Here is a 23824-nt window from a genome sequence, read left to right on the forward strand (position 1 = left end):
AGAATCCTTCGATTTTTGTTTGGAGATTTCACACAAGTTTATCTTTTGAAGCCGGGGCAGACTGTAGAATCCGTGGATGTCAGAGAAGTCGGGAAAGGAGGTACATACCATGAGAAAAGTAACGACAATGCTTGATGCGATGGCAGCAGTCATTACAGACATTCGTTCTTTAGCGGATAACCTGCAAACTTTAGTTGAAGTAATCTCAGAAAAAGAGACAGTAGAAAAGCCAGTGGCAAAGAAGCCTAAGAAGAACACTGTAAAAGAAGTGGCAGCAGAGCCAGAAGAAAAGTCATTGACCTTGGAAGATGTTCGTGCAGTTTTAGCGGATAAATCTCGTAAAGGACATACGTCAGAGGTCAAAGCACTTCTTATAAAACATGGAGCAGATAAGCTGTCAGAAATTGATCCATCAAAATATGCAGCACTACTTGCAGATGCGGAGGTGTTGTAATGGGAGCACACGCATTGTTATCAGCATCGGCCAGTAAAAGGTGGTTGAGCTGTCCACCGTCTGCAAGGCTTTGTGAAAACAGTGAGGATAAAACAAGTGAGTATGCCATGCAGGGGATCGATGCACACAGCCTTTGCCAGTACAAGTTAGAAGCTGCACTTGGCATGAAGACAACCAATCCAACGGACGGCCTTACCTATTATGACGAGGAGATGGAAAACTGTGCAGAAAGTTATGCCTCTTATGTGATGGAACAAAGAGCAATTGCTATGCAAACCTGTCAGGATCCGGTTGTATTGATAGAACAAAAGCTGGATTTCTCCAAATATGTGCCGGAGGGATTTGGAACCGGGGACTGCGTGATTATTGCAGATGGAACTTTAACGGTCATTGATTACAAGCACGGAAAAGGAATTCTGGTAGAAGCAGAGCACAATCCTCAAATGGAATGTTATGCACTTGGAGCCTTGGAATTGTTTGACGGGATTTATGATATCGAAACTGTTAGTATGACCATTTTTCAACCGCGCAGGGAGAATGTCAGTACCTATACCATTTCCAAAGAGGAACTTTTGAGATGGGCAGCAGATGTTCTTGTTCCAACAGCCAAACTTGCCTATGCAGGCGAGGGAGAATTTAGGGCAGGAGAACACTGCCAGTTCTGTAAGGTAAAAGCAACCTGCAGGAAACGTGCAGAGTACAACCTGGAACTTGCCCGCTATGATTTTGAAATGCCAGCTACTTTAGAAGATGAAGAAATAGAAGGAATTCTAGCGAAAGCAGATAACCTGGCATCATGGGTAAATGACATTAAGGAGTATGCACTTCAATCAGCAATCAGTGGAAAAGAATGGTCCGGTTGGAAAGTAGTCGAAGGTCGTTCTAACAGAAAGTACACCGATGAGAGTGCTGTTGCAGATGCAGTAACCGATGCAGGCTTTGATCCATATGAACAGAAGTTACTTGGTATTACAGCTATGACATCCGTTCTTGGCAAAAAGAAATTTGAAGATATCCTTGGAGGACTTATTTACAAGCCTCAAGGGAAACCAACACTCGTACCGGAGAGTGATAAGCGTCCGGTAATGAATACAGCAAATCAGGATTTTAAAGAAAAAGAAGGAGGACAAAATAATGTCTAATATGAAAAATGCAAATCCAATGAAGGTTATTACAGGTTCAGGTACACGCTGGTCTTATGCCAATGTGTGGGAGCCAAAGAGTATCAACGGTGGTACCCCAAAGTACAGTGTGAGTTTGATTGTTCCAAAGTCTGATACAAAGACTGTGGAAAAGATTCAGGCAGCAATTGAAGCAGCCTACAAAGAGGGCGAAAGCAAGTTAAAAGGGAATGGTAGAAGTGTTCCGGCGCTTTCAGTGTTAAAGACACCTCTTCGTGATGGAGATACAGAACGTCCGGATGATGAAGCCTATGCGGATGCCTATTTTATCAATGCAAATAGTGCCTCGGCTCCTGGTATCGTAGATGCAGACTGCCAGCCAATTATTGACCGCTCAGAAGTATATTCTGGAGTATATGGTCGTGCCAGTATCAATTTCTATGCATTCAATTCCAATGGAAATAAGGGGATTGCCTGCGGACTTAATAATCTGCAAAAGATGAAAGATGGAGAACCTCTTGGTGGTAAATCTCATGCCGAGGATGATTTTGCAACAGAAGTAGATGAAGATTTTCTTGCATAAGGAGTGTGACAGATTATGACAACAGTTCAAAGTATGATGCTTGCCGTGTGTTTTGGAGCGGTTATGGGAACATTCATTGCCAATGTGGCAATCCTCATTAAAGATGCAGTGGACAACCATAAAGAAAAGAAACGCAGGAAAGAAGAAACTGCAAAAGATAAAGAATAAGTAATACAGGCGGGGCGGCAGGAGTAATCTTGACCGCCTTGTTTGTTTGGAAAGGAATAGACAATATGGAAAAAATAAAATCTCTCTCAATCGATATTGAGACATTTTCAGATATTGATTTAAAGAAGTGTGGCGTATACAAATATACGGAATCCCCTAGTTTTGACATTTTACTGTTTGGTTATGCAGTGAATGGCGGAGCAGTCCAGGTGATTGATCTTGCCAGTGGAGAAGAAATATCAATGGAAGTTATAAAAGCCGTAACCGATAGCGCTGTTCTAAAGTGGGCTTTTAACGCTTCCTTTGAAAGAATCTGTTTATCCGCATGGCTTCGCAGGAACTATCCACAGGAGTTTTGCAGCTATAGCATTGAAGAAGATACGGTAGGAGTTTATCTTGATCCGGCATCTTGGCAATGTTCTTGTGTTTGGTCTGCCTACATGGGTCTGCCATTATCCCTTGCAGGAGTGGGAGCAGTGCTGGGATTGGAAGAACAGAAGCTACAGGAAGGAAAAGACCTCATTCGCTATTTTTGTGTTCCCTGCAAGCCAACGAAGGTGAATGGTGGAAGGACTCGTAATCTGTCAAAGCATGATGCAGATAAATGGGAGATGTTCAAATTTTATAATAAGCGAGATGTGGAAGTGGAGATGTCCATTCAGAAAAAGTTATGTAACTATCCAGTACCGGATTTTGTGTGGTATGAATATCATCTGGATCAAGAAATCAATGACCGGGGAATTGCTCTTGATATGGATGTAGTAGAGAAGGCGATTGATTTTGATACAAAGTCTAAATCGGAGCTAATGGAAAAATTGAAGGAGTTGACACATTTAGAAAATCCAAATTCGGTTATACAAATGAAACAGTGGCTTGCTGATCATGGCATGGAAACCGATACGCTTGGTAAAAAGGCAGTGGCAGAATTAATCAAGGACGCACCGGATGAATTAAAAGAAGTCCTGTGCTTAAGACAGCAACTTGCCAAATCATCGGTAAAGAAATATCAGGCAATGGAAAATGCGGCCTGCGAAGATGTAAGAGCCAGAGGAATGTTTCAATTTTATGGTGCCAACCGCAGTGGCAGATGGGCTGGCAGATTGATTCAATTACAAAACTTACCACAGAATCATATGTCAGACTTAGAACAGGCTAGAAGTTTAGTAAGGGCAGGTAACTATGAAGCATTGGAATTATTATACGATGATATCCCGGATACATTATCCCAGCTAATTCGTACTGCCTTTGTACCAAAAGAAGGATATAAGTTCATTGTATCTGACTTTTCTGCCATTGAAGCAAGAGTGCTTTCTTTTCTTGCAGGAGAACGATGGCGCATGGAGGTGTTTGCTAATAACGGAGATATTTATTGTGCATCGGCATCCGCTATGTTTCATGTTCCGGTAGTAAAGCATGGGGAGAACGGACACCTTCGCCAGAAGGGAAAGATAGCAGAATTGGCACTTGGTTATGGCGGCGCGACAGGTGCGCTGACTGCAATGGGAGCATTAGATATGGGACTTACCGAAGAGGAACTGCAGCCACTTGTGGATGCTTGGCGTACTTCCAATGCTCGAATCGTGCAGTTCTGGTGGGATATTGACCGTGCAGTGAAATGTGCTATTAAACAAAAGATTCCAGTGGACGTTGGTCTGATTCATATTTTCTGTCAGAGTGGGATGCTGTTCATCAAACTTCCTTCGGGGAGGACATTATCCTATGTGAAGCCACGTATGGGAGTGAACCAGTTCGGGGGAGAATCTGTAACCTATGAAGGTGTTGGTAGCACAAAGAAGTGGGAACGTATTGAAAGCTATGGTCCTAAATTTGTAGAAAATATTGTGCAGGCTATCAGCAGAGATATTTTAATGTATGCCATGAATACGCTTCGTTACTGTTTTATAGTGGCACACGTTCATGATGAACTGATTATTGAGTGCAGCAAGGATGTATCATTGGAGGCAGTATGTGAACAGATGGGGAGGACACCACCTTGGATTAAGGGACTGTTACTTCGGGCAGATGGATATGAAACCATGTTTTACAAAAAAGACTAAAGAAATTTTGCGAGGGGGTTTACTCCCTCGTTTTTCTTTTGACTGAGATTTAGAAGGCAATGGTCTTCAAAAAATCTTAGGAGGTATTTCTATGAACGAAATGCAAATTTTTAACAATGCAGAGTTTGGCTCTGTGAGAACCGTAACTGTAAATGAGGTGCCATATTTTGTCGGTAAAGATGTGGCGGAGATTCTTGGCTACAGCAACACAAGGGATGCTTTGGCAAAAAGAGTAGATGAGGAGGACAAGATAGATGGGGTAGCAATTTGCGACTCCATCGGGAGAGAACAGAAACCTGTACTTATCAATGAATCTGGTCTTTACAGCCTTATTCTTTCCAGTAAGCTGCCAACAGCTAAAAAGTTTAAACGCTGGGTAACGAGTGAAGTTCTTCCGGCTATAAGAAAACATGGTGTGTATGCAGTGGATGAACTGTTAGATGATCCAGATATGTTGATTGCTGCGCTCAAGGAATTAAAGGCCGAGAGAGCACAAAACGCAGTGTTGAATCAGACGGTAGCAGTGCAAAAGCAGCAGATTACGGAAATGAAACCGAAAGCCAGTTATTATGATGTGGTTTTAAATTGCAAAGATCTGGTAGCCATTTCTGTCATTGCCAAAGACTATGGATGGAGTGCCAATCACATGAATCAGTATCTCCATGAAAAGGGAGTGCAGTACAAGCAAGGAAATAAAATCTGGCTTCTTTATCAGAAGTACGCAGAGAAAGGATACACCAGTACCAAGACACACAGCTATCCAGCAACGGACGGAGGTGTTCACACAAAGGTGCATACCTACTGGACACAACAGGGACGTTTATTCATTTACGATTTATTAAAGATGGATGACATTCTGCCAACAATGGAACAGGAGGAATTCGATGTTGATTGATAAGTATAACAGTGAGGGATATTTTGATCCGACAACATATGCAGCACTTCACAACGTGGAAAAGGAAGAAAAGGCAGCCTTAAGGGCAGCCGACTTCCCCACTGCAGATGGCTATAGACCACTTGTTTATATCTGTTCGCCTTATAGCGGAGATATCAAGAGGAATGTAGAAAACGCAAGGAAATACAGTAGATTTGCTTTTGAGCAACATAACATTCCTATGACTCCACATTTGCTGTATCCACAGTTTATCAATGATAAAGATCCGGCAGAGAGGTATATCGCCTGCCATGTCATCAATTATGTGCTAGTTGGAAAATGTAAGGAATTATGGGTGTTTGGCGGTGTGATTTTAAAGGGAATGGATCATGAAATGAATCTAGCAAAGAGACGTCATATGAAAATTAGATACTTTACAGTAGAATGCGAGGAGGTGGAAGTATGCGAGTAACACTATACACAGCCAATTGTAAGGGAAATCAGAAGAATTGCATTTATCCTAATCGTTGTGTGATTGAGGATGAAATAGATTTCATGGCGGCGGTTGGTTATGACCATGTATGTGCCTGGTTTGATAAAAACTATCGCAGCAAAGATAATTTCAGAACATCGGATGTGGATGTGATGGATTGTGACAATGATCATTCCGAGAATCCAGATGACTGGATTTACCCGGAGAATTATGAAAAGTTGTTCCCGGATGTCAGTTACATTGTGGTTCCAAGCCGCAATAACATGAAAGTCAAAGATGGGAAAACTGCAAGACCAAGGCATCATGTATATTTTCCACACGACCTCATTGAGACAGATAGCGAGTGCGTGGCTTTAAAAACAGCCATCTATCAGAAGTTTCCATTCTTTGATGAAAATGCGCTGGATGCTGCAAGGTTTATCTATGGAACGAATTGTGATGAGATTATCTGGCATGAGGGTGAGATTACCATTGATTGTCTTTTGAAGCCATCACTCTCAGCAATTCCACAGGGACAAAGAAACACCACCATGTCTCGCTTTGCAGGAAGGGTGGTTAAACGGTATGGTGCAACAGACCATGCTCATGAGATTTTCTTAGAAGAAGCAGCAAAATGTGATCCTCCACTTGATGAGGAGGAACTTGGAATCATATGGAGCAGTGCTACTAAGTTTGCACGTAAAATCCAGAATCAGGACGGGTATGTTTCGCCGGATGAGTACAATGATGATTTTGCCTGTGAAACATTAAAGCCTGCCGATTACTCAGATATCGGACAGGCAAAGGTGGTCTCTCGTGAATATGGAGATGAGCTGTGCTTTACCGATGCTACAGACTATCTTCGCTACAATGGAGAATATTGGGTGGAATCGAAGCAAAGGGCTGTGGGTGCAATGGAGGAGTTTTTGGACTTACAGCTACAGGATGCATTGGATGAAATGAAAACAGCGATGGATGTCATGATAAAAAGTGGTGCCGATGAAAATGAAGTGGCCGCTGGTGGGAAACGATTTGAAAAGACACTGGAAGGAGACCAACTTGATTTATACCGAAAGTATCTGATAGCCAAACAGTATCTTGGATTTGTAATGAAGCGAAGAGATATGAAATACGTGGTGTCTGCACTGCAGGCAGCAAAGCCGATGCTTGCCATTGAGGTCTCTGATTTAGACAAAGACGAGTATCTGCTAAATGTTCCGGGACAGACCTATCACTTGATGCATGGACTTGAAAAGGCAAAGGTACCAGAATCTTCGGATTTCATTACCAAACAGACAACGTGTGCGCCGGGAGATGGCGGGAATCAGTTGTGGTTAGATGCGCTTGATACCTTCTTTTGCAAGGATCAGAAGTTGATTGATTATGTGCAGCAGATTGTCGGTATGGCATCTGTAGGAAAGGTGTATGTGGAGGCTCTTATCATTGCATATGGTGAGGGAAGAAACGGGAAATCCACCTTCTGGAATACCATTGCTAGAGTACTTGGTAGTTATGCAGGGAATATGTCGGCGGATACCTTAACGGTTGGATGTAAGCGAAATGTCAAACCGGAGATGGCAGAACTAAAAGGAAAACGTCTGGTGATAGCAGCAGAGTTGGAGGAAGGAATGAGACTGAATACTTCCATCATCAAGCAGCTTTGTTCCACCGATGATATCTATGCAGAAAAGAAATATAAAGATCCTTTTAAGTTCACACCAAGTCATACCATTGTTCTTTATACCAATCATCTGCCAAGAGTGGGTGCCAATGATGAAGGTACCTGGCGCAGGCTGATCGTGATTCCCTTTGATGCCAAAATTGAAGGACGCAGTGATATTAAGAATTATGCAGACTATCTGTATCAGAATGCAGGCTCCTTTATCATGCAGTGGATCATTGAAGGCGCACAAAAGGTTATCAAGCAAAACTTCAAATTGAGTGTACCGGCTTGTGTCAGCAATGCCATTGGCGAGTATCGGAAACGCAATGACTGGTTTGGTAATTTCTTAGATGATTGCTGTGAGGTGGATAGTTCTTATCAGGAAAAGTCAGGCGAACTTTATGATGAGTACCGTGCGTATTGTTTGCGTATGGGTGAGTATACTCGTAATTCTGCTGACTTTTATGCGGCGTTGGAGAATGGTGGGTTTCGTAAGCAAAAAAAGAAAAATATAAGGCTGATTTTAGGGCTAAAACTAAAATCTCCATTTGAAGAAGAGTAAAAAGGTAGACACCTCAGACACCTCTTTACATAAAGTCTCTTATAGGGAGTTTTTTCAGAAAAAAACTTTATATAGAGGAGTTATAGGGGGAGGTGTCGGTGGTGTCTACCCTAAGAAAAAGGAGTGGAAATTATGCGTGAAAAAGTATTAGAACAAAAGCTGGTAAAGGAAGTAAAGAATGCAGGTGGTCTGGCACCAAAGTTCGTAAGTCCGGGATTTGACGGAATGCCTGATAGATTGGTACTTCTCCCGTTAGGAGTGATGGGATTCGTGGAAGTAAAAGCACCGGGAGAAAAGCCTCGTCCCTTACAGCTTGCAAGACATAGATTACTGCAAAGATTAGGCTTTCAGGTTTATGTGCTGGATGAGGAAAGCCAGATTGGAGGAATGATTGATGAGATACGAGCCACATGATTATCAAAAATATGCTATTCGTTATATTGAAAAACACCCTATTGCAGCAGTCCTGCTTGATATGGGTTTAGGAAAAACAAGCATTACGCTGACTGCTATCAATGATTTGTTGTTTGACAGCTTTGAAGTACATCGGATTCTTGTGATTGCACCACTTCGTGTGGCCAGAAATACTTGGTCAGATGAGATGAAAAAGTGGGGGCATCTAAACAGCTTACTATATTCGGTCGTAGTAGGAACAGCAAAAGAGAGAATGGCAGCACTTGATAAAGAAGCCGATATTTATATTATCAATCGTGAAAATGTACAGTGGCTTGCGGAGTACAGTGGATATCCCTTTGATTTTGATATGGTTATTGTGGATGAACTATCATCCTTTAAGAACCATCAGTCAAAACGGTTTCGTGCTTTGATGAAAGTAAGACCAAAGGTAAAAAGAATCGTAGGACTTACCGGGACACCAAGCAGCAACGGATTGATGGATTTATTTGCAGAGTTTCGATTGCTGGATATGGGAGAGCGACTTGGGAGATTTATCGGACAGTATCGCAGTACCTACTTTATGCCTGATAAGCGAAATGGACAGATTATCTTTTCCTATAAGCCTCTGCCGGGAGCAGAACAAGCTATCTATGACAAAATATCAGATATTACCATTAGCATGAAGGCAACGGATCATTTGAAAATGCCAGAGTTGGTAAGTTCAAAATGTATGGTTTATCTATCGGAAGCAGAGCAAAAGCGATATGAAGAATTAAAGCAGGACTTAGTATTGCAATTACCGGACGGCGATATCACAGCGGCTAATGCAGCTTCTCTTTCAGGAAAACTGTGTCAGATGGCAAATGGTGCAGTTTATTCCGATGATGAATCCATTATTAAAATTCATGAGCGAAAGCTGGATGCACTGGAAGATTTGATAGAGGCCGCAAATGGAAAGCCGCTTCTTGTAGCCTATTGGTATCGCCATGATTATGAGCGTATTGCAAAGAGACTGAAAAAATTGCACCTTCCATTTTCAAAACTGGACAGCGAGGAAAGCATCCAAAAATGGAATGCGGGAGAACTGCCGATTGCACTGATTCATCCCGCCAGTGCAGGGCATGGATTGAATCTGCAAAGTGGTGGATCAGCCATTGTGTGGTTTGGACTTACCTGGAGTTTGGAATTATATCAACAGACCAATGCCAGACTTTGGAGACAGGGACAAGCAGCAAAAACAGTTGTGGTACAGCACATTATCACAAAAGGGACTATCGATGAGCGAATTATGAAAGCACTGTCGCAAAAGAATAGTACCCAGTCTGCATTAATTGATGCAGTCAAAGCAAATCTGACAATCAACGACAAAAAATGACAATCCGAGGGAACTTAAAAATTCTTAATCGGAGGTAGCAATTATGAGTATCATTTGGAAGTATTTAGACAAGCGTTCTGCAGCAGTGGATGTTTTGAAAGATTACAGCAGTATGGAATTTATCATCAAACACACAGATGATGAAATCAAGAACACCTATGACAAGATGAGTGGCATTGGCAGTCCCCGTTATGATGGAATGCCCCACAGTCATAATCCACAGGCAGGAGAAGAGCGCATCTTAAAAGGTATTGAAGAAATTGATGTGTTAAGGGAACGATACAGACAGGCGATAGAATACATGGAATGGTTTCAGCCTGCGTGGTCAGAATTGACAGAAGACGAGCGTTATGTTCTGGATACCTTTTATGGGGAGGAAGATTTTAATAGCGGAGCCGTGTATGACATCTGTGACCACTTCCACATTGAGCGTTCTTCTGCATATAACAGGAAGAATCGTGCCTTACATCATCTGACTGTTTTATTGTTTGGAAAGCAATGAGTAATATCGTGGACGCATTTACCGAATAGACGTGTTATAGTAATAGTATCAAAAAATGAATAACAAACAGCGAGCCTTGTGGGATCATTCCTGCAGGGCTTTTGTTATGTCCAAAAGGAGGTGGAAAAGATGCCAAGGAAACCAAAGAGGCCCTGTTCTTACCCCGGCTGTCCCAACCTAACAGAAGGACGGTTTTGTGAGGAACATGAAAGAAAAGAGAACAAACGCTACGAGAAGTACGACAGAGACCCTGCTGTACGCCGTAGGTATGGACGAGTGTGGAAACGCATCCGTGACAGCTATGCAGCAGCACACCCTTTGTGTGAGCAGTGCCTAAAGGAAGGTAAGTATGTAAAGACAGAAGAGATACATCACAAGCTACCGCTATCACAAGGCGGAACTCATGATCGAGATAATCTGATGGCTTTATGTAAAGAGTGCCATGCAAGGATTCATGCAAAGAGTGGAGACAGGTGGCATAACCACTGAAAGGGGTAGGGGCGGTAAAAATCCCTACACCGGCCTACACCGGGAACGGTGCGGGGGTCACACGCGCAAAAAGAGCGTTTTCAAAAGGGTAATAAAGGAGGTCGAAAAATAAATGCCTACAAAATCAAATAATACGGGCGGCAGAGGCGGTGCCAGAGCAGGCGCAGGAAGAAAGAAAGCTGCTGTAAAAGAGAAGGCCGCCAATGGAAATCCGGGAGGTCGGAAATTAGAAGTTTTAGATATTCCTGAAATGGAAGGTGTGGAAATGCCGAAGCCACATGATTTCTTATCGGCAGAACAGCGTGACGGCAGTGAACTGCAAGCCGCTGATATTTACAGAGAAACATGGGAGTGGTTAAAGAGTATCGGATGCAGTCAGAAAGTGTCAGGCCAGTTATTGGAGCGTTATGCGATGGCATCTGCTCGTTGGATTCAGTGTGAGGAAATGACTAGTAAGTTAGGATTTCTTTCAAAGCATCCAACTACACAAAAGCCAATACCATCTCCATTTATCAATATTGGAATTAACTACATGAACCAAGCGGTGCGTTTGTGGAATGAGATATTCCAAATCGTAAAAGAAAACTGCAAAACAGAATACAGCGATGAAGCACCACAAAATGATGTGATGGAACGATTGCTTAGAGCAAGGAAGGGAATGTAATTATGATAGAAAAAGTAAATCCGAGTCATCCGGACAAGGTGGCAGATAGAATTGCAGGAGCCATTGTGGATCTAGCATATCAAAGACAAGATAATCCGAAGATTGCGGTGGAAGTATTGATTGGTCATGAGTATGGTCACATCATTATCGAAACAAATACTGACCTCGATAAAGAAGATATTGCAATGATTTTTTATCGCATTGCAGGGGATTTACGTTGTGACATATGTATCTATCCGCAGGATACGCATCTTGCAAAGAATCAGGAAGAAGAAATTCGTTGTGGGGATAATGGAATTTTTAAAGGAATGCCAGTTACTGAGGAACAAAGAGAATTGTCAGCAATTGCTCGTTCCATTTATGAAAAGTACACATATGATGGAAAGTACATTCTGGACGGTGTCAGGCTGATTATCTGTCAGAGCAATGCAGACAGTGAGGAACTGAAAAACACATACCCGGGTGCAGAGGTCAATCCACTTGGTGATTGGGCCGGTGGTACGGATATTGATACAGGAGCCACCAATCGTAAACTTGGTTCTGATATGGCTGACTCCGTAACGGGAGGAGGTCTTCATGGGAAAGATTTATCCAAAGCGGATGTATCCGTCAACATTCATGCATTCCTAAAAGCACAAAAAACAGGACAACCTGTGCAGCTTGTCTGTGCTATTGGCGATGATACTGTGGATGGTGTTCCCTATGCAGACATTGTGGCAGAAGCAAGAACGTTTATTGATTCCATTGGTGGCTTTGAGAAGTTTGCCGAGTGGGGTCTTTTTTAAAGGAGGGGTGGAAGATGGCAAGAACTACGACTGAGATGCAGCTTATATCCATCTCAAAATTAATACCATATGTAAATAATGCCCGGACACACTCTGCAGAGCAGGTCAATAAACTTCGCTCCAGTCTTCGTGAGTTCGGGTTTGTTAATCCCGTCATTATTGATAGTGCATATAATGTAATCGCTGGGCATGGAAGAATCCTTGCATCCAAAGAAGAGGGGATTGAGGAAGTACCATGTGTATTGGTCGATTATCTGACAGAAGCACAGAAGAAAGCCTATATCTTAGCAGATAACCGTATGGCGATGGACGCAGGTTGGGATGAAGAACTATTAAGAGTTGAGATTGAAGCCTTGCAGGGAGAAGATTTTGATATCGGACTCACTGGCTTTGATGAAAAAGACATCGCAGAATTATTTGCAGGTGATAATAATGATACAAAGGATGATGATTTTGATGTAGATGAGGAATTACAAAAACCGCCCGTTACAAAAAGCGGTGATGTGTGGTTACTTGGAAATCATAGACTCATCTGTGGAGATAGCACAAAGGAAGCAACCTATACAGTCCTCATGGATGGAAAGAAAGCAAATCTTGTGGTAACCGATCCCCCTTACAACGTCAACTATGAAGGTAGTGCTGGTAAGATACAGAATGACAGTATGAACGAAGAAGCCTTTGAAAAATTTCTCTTTGATGCCTACACGCAGATGAATACGGTGATGGCAGATGATGGTTCTATTTATGTATTTCACAGTGATTCTCATGGCCTTGCTTTCCGTAAGGCTTTTGAAGATGCTGGATTCTATCTTTCCGGCTGTTGTATTTGGAAGAAGCAGAGCCTTGTGCTTGGAAGAAGTCCATATCAGTGGCAGCATGAACCATGCCTTTATGGTTGGAAGAAGAAAGGCAAACATCAGTGGTATTCCGACAGGAAGCAGACAACTATCTGGGAGTTTGATAAACCGAAGAAAAACGGTGACCATCCGACTATGAAGCCAATTCCACTGATTGCATATCCAATCAAAAATTCCAGCATGAGTAACTGCATTGTGCTTGATCCTTTTGGTGGCAGTGGTTCTACCTTAATTGCAAGTGAGCAGTTGGGAAGAATTTGTTACACCATCGAGTTGGATGAAAAATACTGTGATGTGATTGTGAAACGATATATAGAGCAGGTCGGTTCTGCGGATGCTGTATCCGTTATTCGTGATGGCGAGACGATCCAATTTGGGAATTTGGAGGTCAGTGCCGATGGAGAATAACAACTTAACACTTGGGAGTTTGTTTGATGGTAGCGGCGGATTTCCGTTGGGAGGCTTGATTTCCGGGATTACCCCTTTGTGGGCATCGGAGGTTGAGCCTTTTCCTATCCGTGTTACTACAAAAAGACTGCCGAATATTCAACATTTTGGTGATGTCAGTAAATTAAATGGTGCGGAAGTTCCGCCTGTGGACATCATCACATTTGGAAGTCCCTGCCAAGATATGTCGGTGGCAGGCAAGCGAAGCGGACTGGACGGTGAGCGTTCCATTCTATTTTATCAAGCGGTGAGAATCGTGAAAGAAATGAGGTGTAAGACAAATGGCAAATATCCAAGATTTGTGGTCTGGGAAAACGTCCCAGGTGCGTTCTCCTCACACAAAGGAGAAGACTTCAGAGCAGTCCTCGAAGAAATCTGCAAAATCAAAGACGAAGGGGTTTCTATTCCTAAATCTGACAAGTGGACAAAAGCAGGAGAAATTGTGGGAGATGGATTCTCAGCAGCATGGAGAGTGCTTGATGCACAATTTTGGGGAGTTCCCCAAAGAAGAAAACGTATCTACCTTGTCGCAGATTTTGCAGGTGGGTGTGCCGGAAAAATATTATTTGAGTCAGAAGGCTTGTCTAGGTATTCTAAGGAGAGCTTCTGTTCGTGGCAAGGAACTGCCAGAAATGTTAAAGAGAGCATTGGAGAAACAGGCACAATCTGCTTAAATGACCAAGGTGGAAATCGTATGGATGTGACAGAAGATGTAACCTCAACGCTTCGTGCCTCGTCAGGACATCCGCCTTTGGTTTTTGAAAATCATAGTCAGGATACAAGATACAATGGACCGCTTAATACAGCACCAACCGTTAGTTCCACTTATGGAACGGGTGGTAATAATCAGCCATTCGTAGTAGAGACACCAAAGACACTGAAAATCCGAAGTGGATGTGAGGGTGGTGGAAAAGGTGCATTGATTCAGGAAGATTTGTCGGCAACGCTTGGATGCAATAATGACCAGACGGTATTTGTGCCAAAGGCCTATGGAGTCTGTTCCAAGGACAGTAATTCTATGAAATCAACAAATCCAAAGAGTGGATTTTATGAAGCAGACACTTCCAGAACTATTGATGCGAATGGTGGCAATCCCGCCTGTAATCAAGGTGGCATTATGGTAGTGGAAGGGAATGGTAGTAGACCTTCCCATAAGGGTGATGGCTATAAAGAATCGGATGTCATGTATACCTTAAATACCATCGAACAACACGCAGTGGTGTATGCCATTGACCGTGAAAGCTATAACTGTGGTCGGAATTATGCAAGGAAGATGGGAATCACAGAAGATGGTATCAACTCTACTTTAAATGCACAGGGACCAAGTGCGGTGGCAGTTCCCACCTATTCTATGACCACGGGTAACTTCATGCAGATAAATCATGAAAAAGCACCGACACTTGCTGCAAGAGATTACAAAGATCCACCTATCATAAATGATATTCGAACGGCATCTGGCAAAGATGTCTTTGGAACATTGGCAGCGAGTATGGGTTCCAAGCAGTGGCTAGGGAATCAAGAGGCTTTTAGTGGTGATTACCATATTTTAGAACAGGATTATATCGTTAGAAGATTGACTCCAACAGAATGTGCAAGACTGCAAGGATTCCCAGATTGGTGGTGCAGTGATCTTGGAACGGCAAATCCGACCAAAGAAGAAATCAAATGGTGGAGCGAGGTGTTTGAAACACATCGTCATATCATGGGTAAATCCACGAAACCAAAGTCCGAGAAACAGATCATCAAATGGCTACGAAATCCACATTCGGATTCAACAGAATATAAGATGTGGGGTAATGGTGTGGCACTTCCCAATGTGGTATTTGTGCTTTCTGGCATTGTGTATTACTCACAGTTTCCTACACAATAATTTGGTGCTAAATAAATCACATATTACTTGCTATATATCGGCTTTAGAGTGATATATGTAGTACCAAAACAAAGGAGGTACAAACATTGAGAATTGAATTTAACAGAACAGGTGCAGAGCGAAAAGCGCTGGTTACTGCAATGGGAGAAACCCTAAATGTAAAACCCAAATACTGTGGAGTACCAAGCATGGCATACGAGATTGATTATTTCGCGGTGGATAAACAAGGCGCGGTTACCTTTGATGACAGTGCAGACAGTGAGGAAATAGAAAACTTGCTGGAACAACTTGCTGACCGAGGCATTGCCGCAGGGACTGCAGAAACCGCACAGGCTTGGCTTTCAACCAAAGGCGAAGAACTAATCCAAGAATCCAACACCAAGCCACAGGGCGAAACAGTGGGGCTTACGGTGGCAATGCCACTGGATACGGTGCTTGCAGGCAACCTTACAAATCTTCTGGAAGCCAAGGGCAACCTAATAAAAAAGGCACTGGGAATCAGCGAACTGCCAATCATCATTGATGAGGAGAAAATTTCCTTTCCTTGGTTTAAAGACAACTTGGATGCTGACATGGTAAAAGCATACACAGACTTTATTGCAGCTCTTTGCAAAATGAGCAAGGAACAAAAGCGAATCTCCAACATTGAAAAAGAAGTGGAGAATGAAAAATACGCATTCAGGTGCCTGCTCCTCCGACTGGGATTTGTAGGAGCAGAATACAAGAAAGATAGAAAAATCCTGTTGAAGAATCTGACAGGAAGCAGTGCATTTAAGAATGGTGCGAAAGAGGTGGCAATTGATGAGATTTCCGAGTAGAGAGACAGTAGCAAGGGTACGCAATCAATACCCCATAGGAACAAGGGTGGAGCTGGTGCAGATGGACGATATGCAGGCCCCGCCAATTGGAACAAAGGGAACTGTAACAGGAGTGGATGATACAGCCAGCATTCTTGTGAATTGGGATAACGGTAGCCACTTAAATGTGGTGTATGGCGAGGACATATGCAGGAAAATCAGCAATGAATAAGTGCTGTAAGATACACAATTTCTTCCCCAAAAGATTGTGTAGTATATGCTCCGAATTGAGTGGATATAGTCAGCACTCAGCGGTAATATGTGTACTACCGAAAGGGAAAACACACAAAGCCAAACGGAGGAAATACGAATGAATGAGAAAATAACAAGTCAAATCGAGGGAATGAAAAAGCAGACCATCGGAGTTGAGGTCGAGATGAACAACATCGCAAGGGACAAGGCAGCAAAACTTGCAGCCACCCATTTTGGTACAGGCAGATATGAGAATACAGCCGGACGCAACGGTTACTGCACTTGGTCAGCTTGGGACGCAGACGGTAGAGAATGGAAATTCCAAAAGGATGTCAGCATCGCCGGATGCGACAGCGAGAAATGCGAACTGGTAACCCCAATTCTTACCTACGCAGACATCGAGGTTTTGCAGGAACTTATCCGAAAACTTCGCCACGCAGGAGCAAAAAGCGATGCGACAAGGGGCTGCGGAGTTCACATTCACATCGGAGCAAACGGACACACCCCACAGACCATGAGAAACCTTGCAAACATCATGGCGAGCCACGAAAACCTCATAGCTGATGCCCTCGACCTTGATAGAGGCAGGATGCATCGCTACTGCAGAACGGTTGACCCACGGTTCTTGGAGCAGGTCAACAAGAAAAAGCCAAAGACGATGGCGGCACTTGCAGACATTTGGTACTCCTCCAACGGTGCAAATTACGGCAGAGACCACCATTACAACGACAGTCGCTACCATATGCTGAACTACCATGCAACCTTTACCAAGGGAACAATTGAATTCAGACTTTTCCAATTTGATGCCCCGGCAGACGGCAAGCTGAACGGACTTCATGCCGGACAGCTAAAAAGCTACATTCAGCTTTGCCTTGCACTCAGCCAAATGGCGAAAATGGTAAAGAGTGCAAGCGCCAAACCACAGCAGAATGAAAATCCAAAATACGCAATGAGAACTTGGCTCTTGAGACTTGGCTTCATCGGAGAAGAATTCAAAACGGCAAGGGAAACCCTTACAAAGAAACTTGCAGGGGATACAGCCTTCAGAAACGGCAGAGCCGCTTGAAGGACACGCAGGAGTTAGCCTCCTGCCACCTTACCCCGACCACTTCGGTGGTCTTAAGGTGGTAGAAGGGTAATCCCTTCGGAAAGGATGGATACCATTATGAAGAAACGATATTACCTTGCCTACGGCAGTAACTTAAACATTCGTCAGATGCGGATGCGATGCCCATCGGCACGAATCATTGGGACAGCAACAATCACAGACTACGAACTACTTTTTAAGGGAAGTCAGACAGGAGCGTACCTTACCATTGAACCCAAATCTGGGGCGAGTGTTCCTGTGGCGGTCTGGGCAGTGAATGCCGAGGATGAAAAGGCTCTTGACCGCTACGAGGGATTCCCCACCTTTTATTACAAGAAGGAGATGCAGTTGCCGATTAAGGGCATCAAGTCAGGAAAGACACGAGTCCGAGACTGCTTTGTGTACATCATGCATGAGGAACGAAGCATTGGCATTCCGTCATTCGCCTATGTGAGCATTTGCCTTGAGGGGTACATCAGCTTCGGCTTTGATGAACACTTCCTTGCAGAAGCACAGATAAAATCAGAGGAGGCATTTAAACATGGGAAAAAGAGAAATCACTGAAATGAAAATCTGCCCACGATGTGGCAAAGCCTATCACGGTGCGCCTGCTCATTCGAGAGCAGATAATGAAACACTCATCTGCCCAGACTGTGGCACGAGAGAAGCCTTGGAGAGTATGGGCGTGAAATCATCCGAACAAGAAGAGATTCTGGAAACTATACACCGAACCATAAGGCCATAATATACACAAATTCCTCTACAAATGATTGTGTAGTATATGCTCCGAATTGAGTGGATATATAGCCGTTGTAGCGGTAATATGTATACTACCGAAAGGGAAAACAAAGAAAACGGAGGAAATCATTATGTGGCATGAAGGAAGCATTAAAGTAAAAAATGACATTTTTCATTACTGGGTAAAAGCCTACGAAGAGGGCAGCGAGTTTGGAATTGAGGAAGGGCGCATTTCCAAGCTGACCTTAAGAAGAAATGGCAAGGAAGTATGCAATTATGAAAGGGGCTGGGACATAGAGCCAGTCGATGAAAACACACAACTTGCCTTAGCATTACTTATGAAAGAATACAACTAAGCTAAAACAGACAGCCTGAAAGAGGCTGTTTGTCGTACAGTCGCTGTAATGGCGGCTATTTTTATTGGAAGGAGTGACCTATGATCTATCAAGGTGGCAATCTGCCGATTCGTTTTGAATTTGACAGTGACATGGAAAAAGTAAAAGAGATTCATATTACGATTTATGCTGCCAATGGAAAACAACTAAAGCAGTGGGAAAAAGAAGAACTGACAATCAGCAATAAACTGATAACGGCTCCTCTTTCCCAGGAAGAAACGCTTTCATTTCCTTGTGGGAAAATCCAAATTGAAATTAAATGGCTGAATCCCGATACCTATGTGGAATTAGCTGAGGTAATCTGGGACAGGGTTGCAGGAAGAAATGACCATTCGATTCTTGGAGGTGACAGCCATTGAATTATGAAGGACAAGTCACACATAAAGTAATCTCTACCACGAATACAGGTGGTGTGCCGAAACCGAAGAAAATAAAAATCAAGGATGCCGCTTATCTGATGGCAAAGAATCGTCCGTTGACGTTATGGGATTTGTTTGAGTTTGATACAGTTACAAGTTTTGCAGATATGTGGATTGCGAATACTCTTGTAGAAAGAATTGATTTATCTGACATTTGTGCTGTAGAACGTGTTTCCTGTAATGAAATATGTAAGGATTGCTTAAATGTGAAAGAGATAGTGATGCCAAGCATTACACCCGGAACCATCTATAGTGCATTTATGGGATGTACATCTATGGAAAATATTGTTTTCCCACAAGACTTTAATGCGAAAATGATAACAGATGCGAGAAATACATTTTCAAATTGCATAAGTTTGATAGAACTTGATTTAAGTCTATTTGATTTTAAGATGACAAATTCAACTGTTGGAAATCAGAATTTCTTATATGGATGTAAAAATATAAGAAAATTGTGGGTACCATCAGATATCACAATCCGTTCTGTGCAAGAAAAATATGGACTTACATGGGGGATTGGGAATGAAACTTGTTTGATATACACCGATGCAAAAGAAAAACCTTCTGCGTGGGGGACTTATTGGAATAGCTGTGCGGCTGGAAAAACACTGACCGTCATATGGGGTGCTACCCATGAAGAATACGAACAGGCATGAGAGGAGGGAATAGCAAATGCGAAAACTAAAGAAATACCAACCGACAAACTTTATGACGAAGGAATCGCATTATAGTGAGGAATTAGCGGATTTTGCTGTTGCCTTTATCGAGAGCCTTTGCCACACCAAAGGCACCTGGTCGGGAAAACCATTTGAACTGATTGATTGGCAGGAGCAGATCATTCGAGATGTGTTTGGAACCATAAAGCCAAATGGGTACCGTCAATTTAATACAGCTTATATTGAGATACCTAAGAAAATGGGAAAGTCAGAACTAGCGGCTGCTGTCGCACTTCTTCTGACTTGTGGAGATGGCGAAGAGAGGGCCGAGGTTTATGGATGCGCCGCTGACCGTGGGCAGGCAACCATCGTATTTGATGTGGCTGCCGATATGGTGCGTATGTGTCCGGCACTAAATAAACGAGTGAAAATACTGGCATCGCAAAAGAGAATTATTTATCAGCCTACCAACAGTTTCTATCAAGTATTATCGGCAGAAGCCTATTCCAAGCATGGATTTAACATCCACGGAGTTGTCTTTGATGAACTGCATACGCAGCCAAATCGAAAACTCTTTGATGTTATGACGAAAGGATCTGGAGATGCTAGAATGCAGCCACTATATTTCCTCATTACAACAGCAGGTACAGATACCAATTCTATCTGCTATGAAACTCATCAGAAGGCAAAGGATATCTTAGAGGGGAGAAAGCATGATACGACATTTTATCCTGTGATTTATGGTGCAGATGAAGCGGATGACTGGACGGATCCAGAAGTGTGGAAGAAAGCCAATCCATCCCTTGGCATTACAGTAGGCATGGATAAAGTAGAAGCTGCCTGTGAATCAGCAAAAGAAAATCCGGGAGAGGAGAATTCGTTCAGACAGCTTCGACTCAATCAATGGGTAAAACAGGCAATTCGGTGGATGCCAATGGATAAGTGGGATAAATGCTCCTTTGTAGTTAATGAAGATGATTTGGAAGGACGTGTATGTTATGGCGGTCTTGACCTTTCTTCAACCACAGATATTACCGCCTTTGCTTTGGTATTCCCTCCTCAGGATGAGGAAGATAAATACATGATTCTACCTTACTTTTGGATACCGGAGGAAACAATGGATTTAAGAGTCCGAAGGGATCATGTTCCGTATGATGTGTGGGAGCGACAAGGTTACTTGCAGACCACAGAAGGAAATGTAGTCCATTATGGTTACATAGAAAAATTTATTGAAAGTCTGGGAGAGCGATTTAATATCCGGGAGATTGCATTTGACCGTTGGGGTGCTGTACAGATGGTGCAGAATCTGGAAGGTATGGGATTTACGGTTGTTCCATTTGGACAGGGATTTAAAGATATGTCTCCGCCTACGAAAGAACTCATGAAGCTTACCTTGGAGCAGAGACTTGCACATGGTGGACATCCGGTGCTTCGTTGGATGATGGATAACATCTTTATTCGAACTGACCCTGCCGGAAACATCAAGGCAGATAAGGAAAAGTCCACTGAAAAGATTGATGGTGCGATTGCTACCATTATGGGACTTGATAGAGCAATCCGCTGTGGGGCAGATAACGGTGCATCTGTTTATGATGAGCGTGGAATCTTGTTTATATAGATTGCCTATTATATACGATTTACAATCAAATTCTTTGGTGCATTATGGTATGGATATCCTATGCATCCTTCTTTATACTTCTTGTTACAAAGGAGGAATGGGGCGTTGACAAAGGAAGAAAAAATACTACTAAACTATGTTGTGCAGGAACGCATGGATGCACACTATACGAAATTCAAAGAAACCTATGGAAAAAGTGATAGAGAACGATACAATGCACAGGCAATTGTATTTAACAAGATTGCAGAAAAATTAAGTCATGAAGACCGTATTAAAATCAACCGTTGCCTAGATACTATGACAAATCTTATCATTCAAGATAATGAGCGGTATTATCGGGCCGGTGTAGAGGATGGCTTGAGGCTTGATAAAATGATAAAGCAGATAAAAGAAAAAGAAGATTAAACACAGTAGTTTGATGACGAGCATCTACCAGAAATGGCAGGTGCTTTTCTTGTGCCTATTTTTAAGAAGGGAGCGTGAATGCTTATGGGAATATTATCAGGACTGTTTCGGTCAAGGGATAAGCCTGTGACTGACAGTACAAATGGAAGTGGATATCGCTTCTGGTTTGGTGGTTCTACGGCTGGAAAACACGTCAATGAACATTCTGCCATGCAAATGACAGCAGTATATGCCTGCGTAAGGATTTTATCAGAATCCATTGCCGGGTTGCCACTTCATTTATACAAATATACAGAGCATGGGAGTAAGGAAAAGGCAATGGATAGTTCACTGTATTTTCTCTTGCATGATGAACCGAATCCGGAAATGACATCCTTTGTTTTTAGGGAAACGCTTATGACGCATCTTTTATTATGGGGAAATGCCTATGCACAGATTATCCGTAATGGCAAAGGAGAAGTGATTGCACTTTATCCACTGATGCCAAACAGGATGAGTGTGGATCGGGATGATAAAGGAAATATTTATTATCAGTATCAGATGTCCGATTCCGATGCAAAGACCATGAAACAGGGAACGGTGATATTAAAGCCATCAGATGTGCTTCATGTTCCAGGCCTTGGCTTTGATGGTCTGGTGGGATACTCACCCATTGCAATGGCTAAGAATGCTATAGGTCTTTCCATCGCTACAGAGGAATACGGAGCCAAGTTCTTTGCAAACGGGGCAACACCGGGAGGTCTTTTGGAGTATCCGGGAACGGTTAAAAATCCAGATGCTATTCGGGAAAGCTGGAATAAAGGATTTGGTGGCAGTCACAATGCCAATAAGGTGGCAATTCTTGAGGAAGGAATGAAGTACACACCGATTTCTATTTCCCCGGAGCAGGCACAGTTTTTGGAAACAAGAAAATTTCAGATAGACGAGATTGCTCGAATTTTCCGAGTTCCTCCACACATGGTAGGAGATTTGGAGAAGTCGAGCTTTTCTAATATTGAGCAGCAGTCCCTAGAGTTTGTGAAATACACACTGGAGCCTTGGCTCGTTCGGTGGGAACAGTCCCTCATTCGGGCGTTGATTCCACCAAAGGATAAAAAGGACTATTTTATCAAGTTCAACGTGGATGGCCTTCTTCGTGGCGATTATGCAAGCCGTATGAACGGTTATGCCACAGCAAGGCAGAACGGATGGATGAGTGCCAATGATATTAGAGAATTAGAAAATCTCGACCTTATTTCTGCTAAAGAAGGAGGGGACTTATATCTGATCAATGGAAATATGACAAAGCTTGCAGATGCAGGCATATTCGCAGCCAGCACATCGTCTGGCGGAGAGGAGGAAAAGACTGATGAAGAAGTTTTGGAATTGGAAGAAGAGGATGGTGACCAATCAGGAGACGAAGGAACAGACACCGGAGAGGACGCTGTTTCTAAACGGAACCATCGCGGAAGAAAGTTGGTTTGATGATGAGGTCACACCACAACTTTTTAAAGAAGAACTGTTAGCTGACAGCGGAGATATTACCGTGTGGATTAACAGTCCGGGAGGTGACTGCGTAGCGGCAGCACAAATCTATAACATGTTGATGGACTACAAGGGAAACATCACAGTCAAGATTGATGGCATTGCAGCTAGTGCAGCTTCCGTTATTGCGATGGCAGGAACCAAAGTATTGGTATCGCCTGTATCCATGATGATGATCCACAATCCGGCAACAATGGCCTGGGGAGATTCAAATGAAATGGCAAAGGCAATCGATATGCTTTCCGAAGTAAAGGAGTCCATTATCAATGCCTATGAAATTAAAACAGGCATGAGCAGGGCAAAGTTATCGCACCTCATGGATGCAGAAAGTTGGATGAATGCCAACAAAGCGGTGGAACTTGGATTTGCTGATGATATTTTACAGCGCAATAAGGATACGGAAGATGTAAAGCAACCACAGGTATCCATGATGTATTCACAGGTGGCAGTGACCAATTCACTGATGGATAAGATTGCAAGGAAATGCCATATCAAAAAATCAGTGACAGAAGAAGTAAAGAAACCAGAAGGAAGAACAGTCGATTCTGCAATGGAGAGACTGAACCTAATCAAACAACACATTTAAGGAGGAAT

28 protein-coding genes are annotated in these 23824 nt (G+C 42.9%); all 28 read left to right on the plus strand.

Going from position 1 to position 23824, the window contains the following annotated elements:
* The first annotated feature begins 109 nt into the window (after window positions 1–109).
* The 28 genes from QZT18_RS02205 (at window position 110) to QZT18_RS02340 (ending at window position 23816) form a co-directional block, all read left to right on the plus strand.
* A complete protein-coding gene (locus QZT18_RS02205; protein ID WP_294143843.1) occupies window positions 110–454 on the plus strand; it encodes an rRNA biogenesis protein rrp5 in 345 nt (114 codons plus the stop codon).
* Complete coding sequence (locus QZT18_RS02210; protein ID WP_294143844.1) at window positions 454–1596, plus strand: DUF2800 domain-containing protein; 1143 nt, start codon at window positions 454–456, stop codon at window positions 1594–1596. The genes QZT18_RS02205 and QZT18_RS02210 overlap by 1 nt, the downstream gene beginning before the upstream one ends.
* On the plus strand, window positions 1589–2158 hold the full coding sequence (locus QZT18_RS02215; protein WP_294143845.1) for a DUF2815 family protein: 570 nt from the start codon (window positions 1589–1591) through the stop codon (window positions 2156–2158). The genes QZT18_RS02210 and QZT18_RS02215 overlap by 8 nt, the downstream gene beginning before the upstream one ends.
* 15 nt (window positions 2159–2173) lie before the next feature.
* Window positions 2174–2326: a hypothetical protein gene (locus QZT18_RS02220; RefSeq protein ID WP_294143846.1), complete on the plus strand. Its 153-nt coding sequence runs from the start codon at window positions 2174–2176 to the stop codon at window positions 2324–2326.
* Between the two features lie 74 nt (window positions 2327–2400).
* Window positions 2401–4383, plus strand: coding sequence for a DNA polymerase (locus tag QZT18_RS02225; protein ID WP_366925781.1), 1983 nt, complete (start codon window positions 2401–2403; stop codon window positions 4381–4383).
* Window positions 4384–4474: 91 nt separating this feature from the next.
* The gene (locus QZT18_RS02230; RefSeq protein WP_294143848.1) at window positions 4475–5278 is read left to right on the plus strand and encodes a phage antirepressor KilAC domain-containing protein; all 804 of its coding nucleotides are present in this window, start codon (window positions 4475–4477) and stop codon (window positions 5276–5278) included.
* Window positions 5268–5729, plus strand: coding sequence for a DUF4406 domain-containing protein (locus QZT18_RS02235; RefSeq protein ID WP_294143849.1), 462 nt, complete (start codon window positions 5268–5270; stop codon window positions 5727–5729). Before QZT18_RS02230 ends, QZT18_RS02235 begins: the two co-directional genes overlap by 11 nt.
* Window positions 5720–7954, plus strand: a complete 2235-nt coding sequence (locus QZT18_RS02240; RefSeq protein ID WP_294143850.1) for a phage/plasmid primase, P4 family — start codon at window positions 5720–5722, stop codon at window positions 7952–7954. Before QZT18_RS02235 ends, QZT18_RS02240 begins: the two co-directional genes overlap by 10 nt.
* Before the next feature lie 132 nt (window positions 7955–8086).
* Window positions 8087–8368 carry a VRR-NUC domain-containing protein gene (locus tag QZT18_RS02245; protein WP_294143851.1) on the plus strand — a complete coding sequence of 94 codons (282 nt, stop codon included), beginning with the start codon at window positions 8087–8089 and terminating at the stop codon, window positions 8366–8368.
* A complete protein-coding gene (locus QZT18_RS02250; RefSeq protein ID WP_294143852.1) occupies window positions 8349–9725 on the plus strand; it encodes a DEAD/DEAH box helicase in 1377 nt (458 codons plus the stop codon). The genes QZT18_RS02245 and QZT18_RS02250 overlap by 20 nt, the downstream gene beginning before the upstream one ends.
* 43 nt (window positions 9726–9768) lie before the next feature.
* Complete coding sequence (locus tag QZT18_RS02255) at window positions 9769–10227, plus strand: hypothetical protein (protein WP_294143853.1); 459 nt, start codon at window positions 9769–9771, stop codon at window positions 10225–10227.
* A 129-nt stretch (window positions 10228–10356) separates the two neighbouring features.
* Window positions 10357–10716, plus strand: a complete 360-nt coding sequence (locus QZT18_RS02260) for an HNH endonuclease (protein WP_294143854.1) — start codon at window positions 10357–10359, stop codon at window positions 10714–10716.
* A gap of 112 nt (window positions 10717–10828) precedes the next feature.
* Complete coding sequence (locus QZT18_RS02265) at window positions 10829–11380, plus strand: P27 family phage terminase small subunit (RefSeq protein ID WP_294143855.1); 552 nt, start codon at window positions 10829–10831, stop codon at window positions 11378–11380.
* A 2-nt stretch (window positions 11381–11382) separates the two neighbouring features.
* Window positions 11383–12165: an S-adenosylmethionine synthetase N-terminal domain-containing protein gene (locus QZT18_RS02270; protein WP_294143856.1), complete on the plus strand. Its 783-nt coding sequence runs from the start codon at window positions 11383–11385 to the stop codon at window positions 12163–12165.
* A gap of 14 nt (window positions 12166–12179) precedes the next feature.
* The gene (locus QZT18_RS02275; protein ID WP_294143857.1) at window positions 12180–13430 is read left to right on the plus strand and encodes a site-specific DNA-methyltransferase; all 1251 of its coding nucleotides are present in this window, start codon (window positions 12180–12182) and stop codon (window positions 13428–13430) included.
* On the plus strand, window positions 13420–15339 hold the full coding sequence (gene dcm / locus QZT18_RS02280; RefSeq protein ID WP_294143858.1) for a DNA cytosine methyltransferase: 1920 nt from the start codon (window positions 13420–13422) through the stop codon (window positions 15337–15339). The genes QZT18_RS02275 and dcm overlap by 11 nt, the downstream gene beginning before the upstream one ends.
* Before the next feature lie 86 nt (window positions 15340–15425).
* Window positions 15426–16157, plus strand: a complete 732-nt coding sequence (locus QZT18_RS02285; RefSeq protein ID WP_294143859.1) for a virulence protein — start codon at window positions 15426–15428, stop codon at window positions 16155–16157.
* On the plus strand, window positions 16141–16368 hold the full coding sequence (locus QZT18_RS02290; protein ID WP_294143860.1) for a DUF4314 domain-containing protein: 228 nt from the start codon (window positions 16141–16143) through the stop codon (window positions 16366–16368). The genes QZT18_RS02285 and QZT18_RS02290 overlap by 17 nt, the downstream gene beginning before the upstream one ends.
* 138 nt (window positions 16369–16506) lie before the next feature.
* Entirely contained in the window at window positions 16507–17454 is a 948-nt protein-coding gene (locus QZT18_RS02295) for an amidoligase family protein (protein ID WP_294143861.1), read from the plus strand.
* Between the two features lie 99 nt (window positions 17455–17553).
* A complete protein-coding gene (locus QZT18_RS02300) occupies window positions 17554–18039 on the plus strand; it encodes a gamma-glutamylcyclotransferase family protein (protein WP_294143862.1) in 486 nt (161 codons plus the stop codon).
* Window positions 18017–18220: a hypothetical protein gene (locus QZT18_RS02305; protein WP_294143863.1), complete on the plus strand. Its 204-nt coding sequence runs from the start codon at window positions 18017–18019 to the stop codon at window positions 18218–18220. Before QZT18_RS02300 ends, QZT18_RS02305 begins: the two co-directional genes overlap by 23 nt.
* Before the next feature lie 124 nt (window positions 18221–18344).
* Complete coding sequence (locus tag QZT18_RS02310; protein ID WP_294143864.1) at window positions 18345–18569, plus strand: hypothetical protein; 225 nt, start codon at window positions 18345–18347, stop codon at window positions 18567–18569.
* A gap of 80 nt (window positions 18570–18649) precedes the next feature.
* The gene (locus QZT18_RS02315; protein WP_294143865.1) at window positions 18650–18967 is read left to right on the plus strand and encodes a hypothetical protein; all 318 of its coding nucleotides are present in this window, start codon (window positions 18650–18652) and stop codon (window positions 18965–18967) included.
* On the plus strand, window positions 18964–19683 hold the full coding sequence (locus tag QZT18_RS02320; protein WP_294143866.1) for a hypothetical protein: 720 nt from the start codon (window positions 18964–18966) through the stop codon (window positions 19681–19683). Before QZT18_RS02315 ends, QZT18_RS02320 begins: the two co-directional genes overlap by 4 nt.
* 16 nt (window positions 19684–19699) lie before the next feature.
* Window positions 19700–21301, plus strand: coding sequence for a terminase large subunit (locus tag QZT18_RS02325; RefSeq protein ID WP_294143867.1), 1602 nt, complete (start codon window positions 19700–19702; stop codon window positions 21299–21301).
* Window positions 21302–21406: 105 nt separating this feature from the next.
* A complete protein-coding gene (locus QZT18_RS02330) occupies window positions 21407–21706 on the plus strand; it encodes a hypothetical protein (protein WP_294143868.1) in 300 nt (99 codons plus the stop codon).
* 84 nt (window positions 21707–21790) lie between these two features.
* Window positions 21791–23170: a phage portal protein gene (locus tag QZT18_RS02335; protein WP_294143869.1), complete on the plus strand. Its 1380-nt coding sequence runs from the start codon at window positions 21791–21793 to the stop codon at window positions 23168–23170.
* Window positions 23055–23816, plus strand: a complete 762-nt coding sequence (locus QZT18_RS02340) for a head maturation protease, ClpP-related (protein ID WP_294143870.1) — start codon at window positions 23055–23057, stop codon at window positions 23814–23816. Before QZT18_RS02335 ends, QZT18_RS02340 begins: the two co-directional genes overlap by 116 nt.
* Window positions 23817–23824: the final 8 nt, after the last annotated feature.

The organism is uncultured Clostridium sp. (assembly GCF_900547735.1).
Classification (GTDB): Bacteria; Bacillota; Clostridia; order Lachnospirales; family Lachnospiraceae; genus Otoolea.